Annotated in this window: 12 protein-coding genes; 1 reads left to right on the top strand and 11 read right to left on the bottom strand. The window is 69.3% G+C overall.

The window, feature by feature from the left end:
* Positions 1 to 13: 13 nt before the first annotated feature.
* The 10 genes from disA to EV138_RS20570 all read right to left on the bottom strand — a co-directional run bounded on the left by disA (position 14) and on the right by EV138_RS20570 (position 11788).
* Positions 14 to 1108: a DNA integrity scanning diadenylate cyclase DisA gene (gene disA / locus EV138_RS20525; protein WP_238158254.1), complete on the bottom strand. Its 1095-nt coding sequence runs from the start codon at positions 1106 to 1108 to the stop codon at positions 14 to 16.
* A 241-nt stretch (positions 1109 to 1349) separates the two neighbouring features.
* On the bottom strand, positions 1350 to 2288 hold the full coding sequence (locus EV138_RS20530; protein ID WP_133980477.1) for a beta-ketoacyl-ACP synthase III: 939 nt from the start codon (positions 2286 to 2288) through the stop codon (positions 1350 to 1352).
* 192 nt (positions 2289 to 2480) lie between these two features.
* Entirely contained in the window at positions 2481 to 3893 is a 1413-nt protein-coding gene (gene radA / locus EV138_RS20535; protein WP_133980478.1) for a DNA repair protein RadA, read from the bottom strand.
* Between the two features lie 86 nt (positions 3894 to 3979).
* Complete coding sequence (locus EV138_RS20540; protein WP_133980479.1) at positions 3980 to 5320, bottom strand: hypothetical protein; 1341 nt, start codon at positions 5318 to 5320, stop codon at positions 3980 to 3982.
* The gene (locus EV138_RS20545) at positions 5317 to 7092 is read right to left on the bottom strand and encodes an ABC transporter permease subunit (RefSeq protein WP_133980480.1); all 1776 of its coding nucleotides are present in this window, start codon (positions 7090 to 7092) and stop codon (positions 5317 to 5319) included. The genes EV138_RS20540 and EV138_RS20545 overlap by 4 nt, the downstream gene beginning before the upstream one ends.
* Positions 7092 to 8360 carry an ABC transporter substrate-binding protein gene (locus EV138_RS20550; RefSeq protein WP_238158255.1) on the bottom strand — a complete coding sequence of 423 codons (1269 nt, stop codon included), beginning with the start codon at positions 8358 to 8360 and terminating at the stop codon, positions 7092 to 7094. The genes EV138_RS20545 and EV138_RS20550 overlap by 1 nt, the downstream gene beginning before the upstream one ends.
* Positions 8347 to 8901 (bottom strand): P-loop NTPase family protein, encoded by a 555-nt coding sequence (locus EV138_RS20555; protein WP_133980481.1) that lies wholly within the window; start codon positions 8899 to 8901, stop codon positions 8347 to 8349. The genes EV138_RS20550 and EV138_RS20555 overlap by 14 nt, the downstream gene beginning before the upstream one ends.
* 322 nt (positions 8902 to 9223) lie before the next feature.
* The gene (locus EV138_RS20560) at positions 9224 to 9919 is read right to left on the bottom strand and encodes a class I SAM-dependent methyltransferase (RefSeq protein WP_133980482.1); all 696 of its coding nucleotides are present in this window, start codon (positions 9917 to 9919) and stop codon (positions 9224 to 9226) included.
* Between the two features lie 19 nt (positions 9920 to 9938).
* Positions 9939 to 10397 (bottom strand): GNAT family N-acetyltransferase, encoded by a 459-nt coding sequence (locus tag EV138_RS20565; RefSeq protein WP_133980483.1) that lies wholly within the window; start codon positions 10395 to 10397, stop codon positions 9939 to 9941.
* 38 nt (positions 10398 to 10435) lie between these two features.
* Positions 10436 to 11788: an MFS transporter gene (locus EV138_RS20570; protein WP_238158256.1), complete on the bottom strand. Its 1353-nt coding sequence runs from the start codon at positions 11786 to 11788 to the stop codon at positions 10436 to 10438.
* A gap of 173 nt (positions 11789 to 11961) precedes the next feature.
* On the opposite strand from EV138_RS20570, the gene EV138_RS20575 reads away from it, so the two are divergent.
* Positions 11962 to 13386, top strand: a complete 1425-nt coding sequence (locus tag EV138_RS20575) for a beta-N-acetylhexosaminidase (RefSeq protein ID WP_133980484.1) — start codon at positions 11962 to 11964, stop codon at positions 13384 to 13386.
* Positions 13387 to 13484: 98 nt separating this feature from the next.
* Here the strand turns inward: EV138_RS20575 and EV138_RS20580 are convergent, their stop codons facing one another.
* Positions 13485 to 13712 (bottom strand): hypothetical protein, encoded by a 228-nt coding sequence (locus EV138_RS20580; protein ID WP_133980485.1) that lies wholly within the window; start codon positions 13710 to 13712, stop codon positions 13485 to 13487.
* Position 13713 lies beyond the last annotated feature (1 nt).

The following is a 13713-nucleotide window of genomic DNA, read 5'->3' on the forward strand; positions in this document are numbered from 1 at the left end:
GTACGGGAAGGTTTTAGACGTACCGCTCGAGGATGCTCGACTCGGCGAGGCGGGACAGGCCCTCGCGGACGGTGCGGGCGCGGTTCTCACCGACGCCGTCGACGGTCTGCAGGTCGTCGATGCTCGCGGCCAGCAGCTTCTGCAGGTGACCGAAATGCTCGATCAGCCGGTCGATGACCGCACCGGGGAGACGCGGCACCTTGGCGAGCAGCCGGTAGCCGCGCGGCGTGACGGCCGCGTCCAGTTGCTCGGCGCCACCGAGTTGCAGGGCACGCGCGACCTGGCCGATGTCCAACAGGTCGGCCGGGCTGACCGCGTCCAGCTCCAGCAGTACGTCGTCGGCCGTCTTCGCCTTGCGCCCGGTTGCCGGCGGCAGGTAGTCGCGCACGACCAGTTCACGTTCGCCGGCGACACCCGCGACCAACTCGTTCAGCTGCAGGGTGAGCAGGCGGCCGTCGGTGCCGAGCTCGACGACGTAACCGTCGATCTCGGTCGCGATCCGGCGGACCATCTCCAGCCGCTGCGCGACCGCGGCGACATCGCGAACCGTGACCAGGTCCTCGATCTCCAGTGCGGACAGCGTGCCGGAGACCTCGTCGAGGCGCAGCTTGTAGCGCTCGAGGGTCGCCAGTGCCTGGTTCGCCCGGGACAGGATCGCGCCGGAGTCCTCGAGCACGTAGCGCTGGTCATCGACGTACAAGGCGATGATGTGCATCGACTGGGAGACCGAGATGACCGGGAAGCCGGTCTGCCGGGCGACCCGGTCGGCGGTCCGGTGCCGGGTGCCGGTCTCCTCGGTGTGGATCGACGGGTCCGGCATCAGGTGCACGGCGGCGCGCAGCATCCGGCTCATGTCCCGGTCGAGGATGATCGCGCCGTCCATCTTGCTCAGCTCGCGCAGGCCGGTGGCGGTGAACTCCACGTCGATCTCGAACCCGCCGGTGGAGATGGAGTCGACCGTCTTGTCCTGGCCGAGCACCAGCAGGGCACCGGTCCGGCCCCGCAGGATCCGTTCCAGGCCTTCACGCAGTTCGGTACCGGGTGCCACGGCGGCGAGGGTCGCGCGCATCCGGGCATCGGTGCTGTTCTTGTCGGAATTCGGGGCCACGATCACTGAGTCTATGCGGCTCGGAGGGGTGCTGTGGACGCGCGGGCCCGCTGATCGCCCGGCGACCGAGTCGCGCTTGCAGAAGCCCGTGCAAACGATCGTGCACCAGCTTCGTGCAGCCCCTTTTCCACCGCAAGCAGGCGTACGACGAGGTCGCCGCGAGCGCTCGCGGCCAGGATCCGGCCGCGACTACTACGGCTTCTTCACGACTCGTACTACGGGCGCGTCGCCGGCGAGTGGGTCAGGGGCAGCGGATGATCTGGCCGGCGTAGGTGAGGCCGCCGCCGAAGCCGAAGAGCAGGACGGGCGCGCCGACCGGGATCTCCCGGCGCTCGACCAGTTTCGACAGCGCGATCGGGATGCTCGCGGCCGAGGTGTTGCCGGACTCGATCACGTCGCGGGCGACCACCGCGTTCACCGCGCCGAGCCGCTTCGCGAGCGGCTCGATGATGCGCAGGTTCGCCTGGTGCAGCACGACGCCGCCCAGTTCCTCCGGCGTCACGCCACCCTTCTCGCAGACCTGCTGCGCGATCGTCGGGAGTTGCGTGGTGGCCCAGCGAAAGACGCTCAGCCCTTCCTGCTCGAACGTCCCGTCCCGGCCTTCGATCCGGACCGCGTCCGACATCTCCGGCACCGAGCCCCACACGACCGGCCCGATCTCGGGCTCGTCGGAGGCGACCACCACGGCCGCTCCGGCGCCGTCGCCGATCAGGACGCAGGTGGTCCGGTCGGTCCAATCGGTCCAGTCGCTCAACTTCTCGACGCCGATCACCAAGGCCTTGGAGGCGGCACCCGCGCGGATGGCGTGATCGGCGGTGGCGAGCGCGTGGCTGAACCCGGAGCAGGCCGTGTTCACGTCGATCGCGGCCGGCGTGCCGAGGCCGAGGCGCGCTGCCACCCGGGCGGCGATGTTCGGCGACCGGTCGATCGCCGTACAGGTCGCGACGACCACGTAGTCGATATCGGCCACGTCGATCCCGGCGTTCGCGACGGCCTTCTCGGCGGCCCGCCAGGCCATCTCGTCGACCTGCTCGTCGGGTGCGGCGATCCGGCGTTCTCTGATCCCGACCCGGCTCTGGATCCACTCGTCGTTCGTCTCGACCATCGTGGCGAGTTCGGCGTTCGTGAGCACCCGCTCGGGCTGGTAGTGGCCGAGGGCGACGACTTTGGATCCGGTCATACGAGTGCTCCTCCGGTGGACGGGGCAAGGGGCCTGCGGTTCGGCGCGTACGCATTGTCCATCACCATCGTAGACAGTGTCTACCGGTTGCGCTCACTCCGCAGTACAGGGGCCGTTCCTAGAGTACTTTCAGCGGTCCGGCGGTTTGACCCCGTCTCACCGCGGGGCAGAGCTGTGCTTCGGACCACAGGGTCAGCCCAGGCCCGCGGCGAGCAGGGCGGCGCGAATGTCACCGGCGGCGAAGGTGCGCAGACCGTACTTCGCCTGCATGTCCATCGGCTTGGAGTCCTTCGACCGGTTCGGCACGTCGGCGGGGATGATCGCCTTGGTGAAACCGAGCCGGGCCGCTTCGGCCAGCCGTTTCTCCAGACCCCCGACGCGGCGGACCTCACCGGCCAGGCCGACCTCGCCGATCGCGATCAGGCCGGGATGGATCGGCTTGTCCATCACCGATGACGCGACCGAGATCGCCACCGCGAGGTCCGCGACCGGTTCGGTGATCTTCACCCCGCCGACGGTCGCGACGTACACCTCCTGGTCGGTCAGCTTCAGGCCGGCCCGGTTCCCGAGCACGGCCAGCACCATGGCGACCCTGGACGACTCGAGCCCGGACGTCGTACGCCGTGGTTGTGGTGCGGCCGACGGACCCACCAGAGCCTGTACTTCGGCCAGCAGCGGGCGCCGGCCTTCCATCATCACCGTGACGCAGGTGCCGGCGACCGGCTCGGCGTGCTCGGAGACGAACAGGCCGGTCGGGTCGCTGACCTCGACGATGCCGGTGTCGACCATGTCGAAGCAGCCGACCTCGTCGGACGGGCCGAACCGGTTCTTGGTCGCGCGCACCATCCGGAAGCCGGAGTGCCGGTCGCCGTCGAACGCGAGCACGACGTCGACCAGGTGCTCCAGCATCCGCGGGCCGGCGATCGCGCCGTCCTTGGTGACGTGGCCGACCAGGACGACCGCGATGTTGCGCTCCTTGGCGAGCCGGACCAGCGCACCGGTCACCTCGCGGACCTGAGTGACGCCGCCCGGTGCGCCGTCGACCTCGGGGTGCGCCATCGTCTGCACGGAGTCGATCACCAGGAACACCGGCTCGACCGCGTCGACCTGACCGACGACCGCGCCCAGGTCGGTCTCGGCGGCGAGGAAGAGCTCGTCGACGAGGGCATCGGTCCGGCCGGCGCGCAGCCGGACCTGGGCGGCCGACTCCTCGCCGGAGACGTAGAGCGTGCGGTGCCCTTGCCGTGCGGACTGGGCCGCGACTTCGAGCAGCAGTGTGGACTTGCCGACCCCTGGCTCGCCGGCGAGCAGGATCACCGCGCCGGGAACGACCCCGCCGCCGAGGACGCGGTCGAGCTCGCCGATGCCGGTCGGGCGCGACTCGGCCTCGACCGCCGAGACCTGGGCGATCGGCATCGCGGGCGACGAGACCGGACCGGCCGTGATCCGGGCGGCCTTGGGCGCGCCGACCTCGGCGACCGTGCCCCAGGCCTGGCATTCGCCGCAACGGCCGATCCAGCGGGGCGTTGTCCAGCCACACTCGCTGCACGCGAAGGGCGACTTGCCCGTCGTCTTCGACCTGGTCTGCGCCGCTGCCTTCACCATGCCCGACAACCTAGGCGATCCCACCGACAAACCCCGCCACCCCATCCACAACCTGCTCGTCGCCGTCGGCAGCCGAGGTTCGGCGCCTACCGTCTGAAGCGGCGGAGCAGGCGGCGGAGCCAGGTGGTGGGGGATCGGTGCGGGGTTTCGTCGATGATCAGCGGTACGTCGCCGTCGTGGGCGGCGGTCAGGTATTTCAGCAGTAGGGGGTGATCCTCCGAGGCGCCACCGCGGAGTAGGGCGCTCTGCTCCAGTAGCTCTCGCGCCCTGTCCAGTTCGCCCATGAGTACCGCGGCCGATCCGAGGTGCTGCAGGCATCGAGCGCGACCTTCGCGCTCGTCGATCTCGGCGTACAGGTGCTCGGCGTGTTCCCACCACTGCCGGGCCTCGTGTGGACTCCGCTGCATCCATGCGGCCACGCCGGTGAGCTCGAGTGCGTGCGCCTGGCCGCTGACGTCTCCACCGGCGCTTGCCCGTGCGGCTGCCGGGCGCAGGTGGTCCAGCGCGCCCGCTGGGTCCTGTTGATGCAGCTGGACTATCGCGAGGTTGATCAGGATCGCGACGTCGCCGGCCAGGTCTGGACCGGGTCGGCTGAGTCTTGCGTCGTCCAGCCGGTCCCTTGCGTTCAACACCGCCTCGTCCCGGTCGTTTCCGGCCGGAGCGGTCTCGGCTCGCGCAAGGTGGAGCAACGCCCGCTCTACCTGCCGACGAGTCGTCAGCGCCGCCGCAGTACGGCTGTGTCCTCGTCTGGCGGGTGCGACGTTGTCGGAGATCCCCAGCCGCGTACTCGCCGCTTCGAGGTCACCCATCAGCCGGTACGCCGTGGCCGCGCGCGCCGCGGCGAGTTCGGCCAGATCGCGGCGACCGCAGCCGTCCGCGAAGGAGGAGAGGTGCTCGCTCATCGCCAGCAGTTCACCCGCTGCGCGCTTGCGGACGTACCAGGCGTCCAGTGCGTCACAGATCCTGGCGAGGTCGTCAGCAGCGTCCTCGTGCGGTTTCTCCGCGAACAGCAACTCTCGCAGTCGTGGCTCGTTCTGCTCGAACCACTCCGCGGCTGCCATCCCTCCTGCGTCCGAGCCCAGGGAGACCAGCCACTGCTCGGCTTCCTCCGCAGCGGCGTGCAGCTCAGTCACCTGATGCGGTGCGGCTACCCGCCAGGCCCTGTACCTCCGCAGGCCGACCGGTGCGTTGTAGATCGCCCAGATCAGGGCGAAGGCGATTGTCAGGGTGATGCCGACGACACTGATCCAACCGCCACTGTCGAGGCTCTGCGACAACTTGTCGCCGGCCAGCCCGGACAGCAGGGCCGAAGCCAGTGCGCTGATGCCGAAGAAGTCACCACGACGCCTTGCCTGCTTGGCCCGCTTCTCCTCCGCCGAAGCCGGCTCCACTGGCTCCACCGGCGCTGCTGGATCAGGTGACGTCATGGCTTGCTCCCGACCGTCAGCCCGCGGACAACGGTCTGCCAGAAGGACAGCAACAACACGACCGGTACCACCGACGCGACGACAGCGGCCGCCGCGACCGTCCCGGCCGACGTGGAGAACTGCCGCGCCTCACCCCACAACACCAGCGACAACGGCGTAGTACCGGCTCCGCTGATCAGGAAGCCGACGATGAAGTCGTTCCACACCAGGGCGAACTCCAGCACGGCCACTGCCACCAGTGCAGGTCGATACGCACGCTGAACAGTTGCCAGTACTGCGCTCTGCCGCGCGGGCCCTTGCAGTGCTTCGGCGACCAGAGCAGGCGGAGCCGATGCGAAGGCGGATCGCAGCAGCAGTACGGCGAACGGCAGACCGGCAGCCGCATGGACCAGAGCGAGTGAGACCCGCGACCCGGCCAGACCGGCCGTGCCGATCGCATCGCGCAGCGGAGCGGCGTACATCTGGACTGGCGTGACTGCCAGCACGACGAAGGCCGACATGACGACGCGGCCCAGCCAGGTCGGCAGTCCACCCCAGGCGACCAGGTAGGCGGTCGGCACGGCGATGACGAGCAGTACAGCGGTGGCGATCGCAGAGATCACCACTGTCGACAGCAAGGCGCGCAGTAGTCCTGCGTTGGCGGCAGCGCTGAACGACGAGAACCCGATCCCTTCGGTCGACCACCAGCCACGCAGCCCCGCCTGCTGAGGCGAATGCAGCGCGGTAGCGACCAGAACCACAGCAGGCAGAATCCAGAAGAGGCTGACCAGGAACCCGACGACCCAGCCCGTTCGCCGCACCCGCCGACTCGGCTTGGGGCGACGAAGCGACGGGTCAGGCGGTACGACGGACACCGGCATCGCCCAGCGGCGACGGCGCAACCCCCGTACGCCGATCACCGCGACCGCCGCGACGATGGCGAACAGGACCACGCCGAGGGCGGCGGTACGGCCGGCGTCGTCACCTGCGCTGGTCGCTCGCCACCAGTTGAGACCGAGGACATCGGCGTCCCGCTGCATCGGGCCGGGAACGACGATCAGCACGAGGTCGAACACCCGGACGGCGGCGATCACCAAGGTCAAGGTCACGACGCCGGTGATGGGGCGGAGCATCGGCAGTTCGAGAGCGCGGAGTCGCCGCCAGCCGGTCACACCTTCGGCAGCGATGGTCCGGCTCACGTCGGCGGGGATGGCGTCGAGGCCCGCGCGGAACAGCGACACGACGTACCCGAGCCAGGTCCAGCCGAACGCGGACACGAGCACCAGCCAGAACAACCCCTGGCCGAGCCAGACCGGGCTGGAACCGAACAGCTTGGTGAAGACCGCGGTCACCGTGCCGTGCTCGGGTGCCGGGTCGAAGATCAGCCGGAACGTCGCGCCCGACACCAGCACCGACACGGCGAACGGAATCACCAACGCTGGTTGGAGAAACGACGTGACGCCGGGCAGGCGGTAACTGAGCAAGGCCAGGAAGAAGCCGATCGCCACGAGTGCGAGTGCCACGCCGACCCAGGCGAGACTGTTGCCCACGGCATGCAATGCGGCGCGGTCACCCATCACAGCGAAGTTGCCGAGGCCGAAGGAACCGTCGGGCCTGCGGAAGGCGGCCAAGACGGTCACCGCGATCGGTATCAGCAGGACGCTGCTCAGCAGGAGGGCCGGAAGCCCAAGGAGATAAGGGCCTGCCGGGCGCCGCGGCTTGCCGGGGACGGGGCGGCCGCTGATCTCCCGGCCGACGACCTCGAGCGACAGGCCGTTGGTCTGCAGAGCCATCAGTGCTCCACCTTCTTCAGCTCGGCCAGTGCGGCGTCCACCGCGTCGGGGACCAGATCGCTGCCACGGTTGCCGATCCGGACGAGGAAGTCGGTCAGCACCCGCCACAGCCCGTTGATGTCACCGAGTCGGCCCAGCCGGTCCGACAGGTCGAACTGCAACGACGTACCGGGTGTCACCAGTTGCTCTGCCAGTCGGGTGAGCTCGGGGGAGTAGCCGGTGGTTCGGCCGTCGGCGAGGAAGCCGCCGGTCGCGATCCACGGATCCACGGCGGTGGGGACGGCCAACCGGCGGACGAGGTCCTTCGCGTCGTCGGTGGCCGGCTTGGGCAGCACCATCACGTCGCCGCCGACGACCACCGGGGCCGCCGTACCGGGGCTTGTCGACGGGAAGGTGAACAGGCCGATGTCGGCCGGGTCGGCGGCGAAGGAGTGCACCACCGGCTCGGCGAAGTCGGAGGCCAGCACCATGGCGGCGCGGCGGTAGCCGAACACCTCGACGATCGCGTCGGGGAACTGCTGTGTCAGTGAACGTTCCACGCCACCTGCGAGAGTGCCGGGCGCCGACCACATCGTGCCGAGCAGCCGGAGGGCCGCGGCGAACGCCGGTTGCTGGGAAGGCCGCGGGTGGGTCGCAGTCGACAGCGCGCGGTAGGTCGGCGGGGAGGAGCCGAGCAGGACGTTCTCGAGGAAGTCCGTGAGCACCCAGCCGTCTCCAGCGGCCAGCGCGAGCGGTCTGATGCCGGCGCGCGTCAGCGAGCGGTTCAGCTTGAGCCAGTCCGACCAGAGCTTGGGTGGCTCGACACCGACCTGCTTGAACACTGACGGCCGGTACCAGACGGCCGACTTGTGCGCAGTCTTGAACGGCACGCCGTACGTCGTACCGTCGTGCACCAGAAGCTCGTCCCAGAGTCGGGCGCGACCCCGATCGGCCAGGTCGTCCGGCATCGATTCCAGGTCACGCAGGTGCTGCGCGACGAGGCCCGGTTGGGGCAGCATCACGATGTCTGGGCGCCGGGTGGAGCGCGGCCCGAACGCGGTGGAGATGTCGTCGCCGAGCGGGACGACCTCGACCGGGTAGTCCAGCGGTCCGAGGCCGTCCAGCACGCTGTGGAAGGCGCGGAGCTCGGCGCTGCTCCAGCTGACGGCGATCCGCACACTGCGCTTCAGCCCGAGGACGTCCTCCGTGCCGGAGCAACCGGCGAGCGCCATCGTCGCGGCTGCCGCTGCTCCTGCTTGGAGGACGGTTCGGCGGCTAGTCGGTGACAAGGCGAAATCCTGTGGTTCGGGCGGGGTCGGTGGTGATCAGCAGCAGCGCGGCGGACCAGAGCTCGGGGTTGTGGTCGAAGCGCAGGAGGGAGCCCCAGGTGGGTAGGCCCGGTGCATCCTCCAGCACGATCACCGCGGGGTGTGCGCGCAAGGCGCGGGCCACTGCGGCCAGGCGGCGACGGCCGGGAGTGATCTCGTGCGGATAGCGGTCCAGCACGTCTTCGAGACCGCAGCGCGCCGCGGTCACCCGGCTTTCTTCAGCAGCCGCGCGCTTTGTCACGCGGTGCGTCACCGTATGGCCGTGGACGACGTTGCCGAGCACGGTGAGATGCGGGAGCAAGCCGCCTTCCGCCGCCACCAGCCGGACCGCGCCGCCTGCCTTCACGACGACGTCATCACCCGGTTCGTCGATACCGGCGATGAGGTCCGCGCAGTGCCGAGCCGTGGCCGCGTCGGCGACCACCAGGGCGCGCTGCTCGCCTACGTCGATACGAAGCTGCCGCGGTACCCCGGGCAACCCTTCGAGCAGCAGTCCGTCCATCCCGGCCTGGCGCCTCCCAGTTCAGTACGAATGCTCACCCTAGGACGCCAACAGGTCCACCGCAGCCGCACGCGCGCGTCTTCCCCACGCAGGCTCCTCCGTCGCATGCTCCCACCCACCCCGATCCGCCGCTCCTCCGTCGCGGCTCGCGCCCAGAGTGCAGGTCGCTTCCTGCCGGACGCATCGGCGATGCCGGCGCGTGCGTGCTCGACAAGCACCGCCTCAGGGGTATCGGCAGCAGGCCATCGCTTACCTCGCCCGACCGCGCAAGCTCCGGTGAACCGAGCGCCGAAACCATCGGTGGCCGACTCGCGGTCCTTGGTTAGTAGGTCTTGCTCCACAGGTTGATGGCGTAGTCGACTTCCAGGCCGGGGTGGGAGGCGATGATGGTTTCGGCGTCAGCCGGTTTGAACTCGATGCGGATGACGGCTTCCAGGTCTTCGCGGCGGGTGAAGCGCCAGCCCATGTCGAGGGGGGTTCGGTGCCAGCCGCGGGCGGTCCAGAAGCGCTCGACCTCGGCCGGCTTGATCATCGGGTAGTACTGGCTGAACCAGCGGCCGAAGGTCGAGCGGCTGCCGTCGTTGTCGATCACGAAGGCGGTTCCGCCGCGGCGCATCACCCGGTCGAGCTCGGCCAGGCCGGGCTCGCAGCCGGGGCCGAAGAAGTAGGCCCAGCGGGCGTGCATCACATCGACCGACGCCTCCGGGATCGGCAACCGTTGCGCCGTGCCCTGCCGTACTTCGACGTTCGCCAAGTCCCTTGTACGGCGTCGCGCCGCGTCCGCCAGCGTGCCGTGTGGCTCGACGCCGACCACCTTCGCCGCGGTCGCCGCGAACCTCGGCAGGTGAAAGCCGGTCCCGCACCCCAGGTCCAGGACGTTCGCCCCGGCCCAGTCGCGCACGGCCAGCATCGCCTTCTCGATCACGCCGTCGGGATCGACCGCCTGGTTCTCGATCTCGTAGACGTCGGCGTGGTGCCAGATGTTCGGACTGGGGATCCCGCCGTCGGCAATACTCATGGGACCAGACCTTAATCGCCTACTCCAGCCGCAAAGTGAGCTCCTCCGGGTCGTGGTCAGGTCCACGCTCGTCCTCGCTGAGAATCCGGAAGCCGCACTTCTGCAGCACCCGCAGCGAGCCGACGTTGGTCCGCAGCACGTCGGCGTACAGCGGCCGGTCGGGCAGTTCGGCGATGAACGCGGTCAAAGCCGCCGTCGCGATGCCGCGGCCCCAGAACTCCTGGCCGAGCCAGTACCCGAGCCTGCGCTGTCCGTCCTCGTCGACCCAGCTGACGATGTCGCCGACCAGTTCGCCGCCGACGGTGATCGCCCGGGACTCGTTGTCGGGCCTGGCGGCGTTCCGCGCTCGGTGGGCGTAGAAGTCCTCCTCCTCGCGAGGCGGCATCCCCACCATCGCCAGCGCCACCGGGTCGCTGTTGAAGGCATAGATGGTCGGCAGGTCGTCCTTGGTCAAAGCCCGGAGGCTGACATCTTCCATACCGAGCACGCTAACGCCCGGGTCGGACAAAAACCGTGCTAGGCAAGGGCGTCCGTGACCCGGGACCGGGTGGCGAGAGCGAGCAGCGCGACGGGGAGCAGCAGACAGGCGCAGAGTACGGCGAGCCAGTGGAAGCCGAGGTGCGCCAGGATCGGGCCGGCCGCAGTACCGGCGAGGGACGCCAGAGCGCCCATCGTGAGGTCGGACAGGCCCTGTGCCGAGGTGCGGATGTCCTCGGGGACGGATCGCGACAGCAGGGTGGACCCCGAGACGAGGCACGCCGACCAGCCGAGGCCGAGGAGAACCAGCGCGAGCGCGGTCAGCCCGTGCGCCTCGTCCGGGGCCAGAGCCGCGACTGTCATCGCTGAGGCGAGGATGCCGAGGCCCAGACCCACCGTCGGGATGCGGCCGATCCGGTCCGTCAGCCAGCCCATCACAGGCGACAGGGCGTACATGCCGGCAACGTGCCCGCTGATCACGAACCCGACGATCGTCAGTGAAGCGCCGTGGTGGCGTAGATGGACGGACGTCATCGACATCAGACCGACCATCACCGAGTGCGCGGTCGCGATCGCCAGCAGTCCGAGGCGGGCGTGCGGGATCGCCATCACCCGCCGGAAGGTCGCCGTCAGCGGCTGGCGTTCCAGGCGTACTCGGGGCGTCACCTGCTGGAGGCGTCGCAGACCGAACCACACCGTTGCCAGACCGAGGCCGAAGGCGACGACGGAGAAGAGATAGGGACCGGCCAACGGCAGCACACCGAGTGAGGAGCCGACGGAGCCACCGAGACCGGTCAGGTTGGGGCCGACCACCACACCGATGGTGGTCGCCCAGACGACGACCGACAGGGATCGCGCGACGTGGCGGGGGTCGGCGGCATCGGTTGCGGCGTACCGGCTCTGCAGGTTCGAGGCGGAGCCGCTGCCGAAGAGACAGCCGGCGAACAGCAACAGCGCCATCGAGCCGATCTGGGCGGCGACGATGGACAGCAGCGCGCCCGCGGTCGCGATCAAGTAGCCGGCCGTCAAAGAGACGCGGCGGCCTTGGGACCGGGCAAGACGAGCAAGCGGTACGGCGAGGATCGCGGCGCCCAGCGTCGTCGAGGTGGCGACCAGACCGGCCATCGACGTCGAGCCGGAGATGCTCTCGGCCAGCAACCCCGCGACGGCGAACCCGCTCGCGACCGCCACCCCGCCGAGCACATTGCTCACGACCAACACCCGCAACGTCCCGCGCTGCAAGTCAGCCGCTGTCGCGGGCTCCGCGACCCGGGCACCCGCCCCGATCGGATCCACCGGCGGGGAATCGACCGCTCGGCTCGCGATCGCCTCTTGGTCTCCCGGACGGCGAGCGGGCGGTGGCGGGCTGTCGGGCGTGGGCGTGGCGGTCACCTGCTCACCTTCTCACCCGATCGCTGCGGCGGCAGCAGGTTTACTGTGTTCGGCAGTGCTCCTGGCGGCCGGTTGTGCGCAGTTCAGAGCGTGGACCTGACCTGTGCTGGAAGTGGTCCGCACTTGTACTGTCGGGTCGAATGGCAGCGCTGTCATCGACCTTTGGAGACCGGATGTCCGTACCGATCGCGATCGTCCCCGCACCCCGCGAGCTCGTCGTCGAAGAAGGCCGGTGGATCACCGCCGACCCGGCCGCCGACGCGGTCCGGACCGTGGTGGAGAACCTCCCCGACACCGAATACCGGATCGACGTGACCCCGGACGGCGCGCGGCTGTCGGGCGGTTCCGACGAGGCACTGCGGTACGCCGAGTCGACGTACCGGCAGTTGCTCGACTCGGCCGAGCAGGTCGACGGCGGCCTCGCCGTACCGGCTGTCCGGATCGCCGACGCGCCCCGGTTCGGCTGGCGCGGGATGATGCTCGACGTCGCCCGGCACTTCATGCCGAAGGAGTTCGTGCTCCGCATCGTCGACGCCATCGCGCTGCACCGGATGAACGTGCTGCACCTGCACCTCACCGACGACCAGGGCTGGCGGGTCCAGATCGACGCGTACCCGAAGCTCACCGAGGTCGGCGCGTGGCGGCCGGAGACCATGGTCGGCAAGATGTCGCACGGCCAGACCGAGTTCAGCTACGACGGCACTCCGCACGGCGGGTTCTACACCAAGGACGAGCTGCGCGAGATCGTCGCGTACGCCGCCGAGCGGGGCATCACCGTCGTGCCCGAGATCGACCTGCCGGGTCACATGCAGGCCGCGATCGCGGCGTACCCGGAGCTCGGCAACCACCCGGACCGCCAACTCGGGGTACGGCAGTACTGGGGCATCAGCGACGACGTGCTGAACGTCAACGACGAGACCGTGGAGTTCGTCCGGACGGTGCTGCGCGAGGTGCTCGACATCTTCCCCGGTCCGTACATCCACCTCGGCGGCGACGAGTGCCCGGACGTGCAGTGGCGTGAGTCCGAGGCCGCGCAGGCGAAGCAGGCCGAGCTCGGCCTGACCGACGCGAGCCAGCTGCAGGGCTGGTTCACCGCGCAGGTCGCGGCGGTGCTCACCGAGGACGGTCGCCGGCTGGTCGGCTGGGACGAGATGGTCGAGACCGACTGCCCGAAGGACGCCGTGATCATGGCCTGGCGTGGTCCCGACCGGGGCGAGGTGGCAGCCAAGGCCGGCCACGACGTGGTGATGGCGCCGAACCAGTCGGTGTACTTCGACTACTACCAAGGCGATCCGGCGACCGAGCCGCTGGCGATCGGGCACTTCACGCCGCTGGAGAAGGTCTACGACTTCGAGGTGATCCCACCGGGCCTGACCGCCGAGGAGCAGGCCCGGATCGTCGGTACGCAGTGCCAGATCTGGACGGAGTACATGGAAGACCCGGACCGCGTCGGCTACATGCTCTTCCCCCGCCTGTGCGCCTTCTCCGAACGCGCCTGGGGCTCGGAGAAGACCTCGTACGACGAGTTCATCGGCCGCCTCCGCCCCCACCTGACCCGCCTCGAGGCGCTCGGCCTCAGCTACCGGCCACTCGACTGACCTCTGCGTGATTCGGGTCGGTTCGCACACGGGTAGCAAATGAATCAAGCGTTTCGGAGCGGAGTGGTGCACCGCGAGCCGGTGCACCACTCCGTCAGTCAAGACGCTGACTTTGCGATCTTGACGTTGTGATGCTTGCCCTTCTTCTTCGCCTGGTACTTTCCGCCATGAAGGTCTGCCCAGACCCTCGCACGCTCTTCCGCGAGGTGGCCATGGAAGTGATAGTCGATGTAGGACCGGTGCTCGTAGGCGGTCACGTTCTTGAACAAAATAGTGACGCCTTCAACCGGCTCAGTGTGGATGTCGATAATCGGACCAAGATCCATT

The organism is Kribbella voronezhensis (genome assembly GCF_004365175.1).
Classification (GTDB): domain Bacteria; phylum Actinomycetota; class Actinomycetes; order Propionibacteriales; family Kribbellaceae; genus Kribbella; species Kribbella voronezhensis.

Coding starts and splice junctions, on each gene's coding strand:
- EV138_RS20580 (WP_133980485.1), bottom strand. CDS start 13,712: ATGGATCTTGGTCCGATTATCGACATCCACACTGAGCCGGTTGAAGGC.
- EV138_RS20575 (WP_133980484.1), top strand. CDS start 11,962: ATGTCCGTACCGATCGCGATCGTCCCCGCACCCCGCGAGCTCGTCGTC.
- EV138_RS20555 (WP_133980481.1), bottom strand. CDS start 8,901: ATGGACGGACTGCTGCTCGAAGGGTTGCCCGGGGTACCGCGGCAGCTT.
- radA (WP_133980478.1), bottom strand. CDS start 3,893: ATGGTGAAGGCAGCGGCGCAGACCAGGTCGAAGACGACGGGCAAGTCG.
- EV138_RS20565 (WP_133980483.1), bottom strand. CDS start 10,397: ATGGAAGATGTCAGCCTCCGGGCTTTGACCAAGGACGACCTGCCGACC.
- EV138_RS20545 (WP_133980480.1), bottom strand. CDS start 7,092: ATGGCTCTGCAGACCAACGGCCTGTCGCTCGAGGTCGTCGGCCGGGAG.
- EV138_RS20530 (WP_133980477.1), bottom strand. CDS start 2,288: ATGACCGGATCCAAAGTCGTCGCCCTCGGCCACTACCAGCCCGAGCGG.
- EV138_RS20540 (WP_133980479.1), bottom strand. CDS start 5,320: ATGACGTCACCTGATCCAGCAGCGCCGGTGGAGCCAGTGGAGCCGGCT.
- EV138_RS20560 (WP_133980482.1), bottom strand. CDS start 9,919: ATGAGTATTGCCGACGGCGGGATCCCCAGTCCGAACATCTGGCACCAC.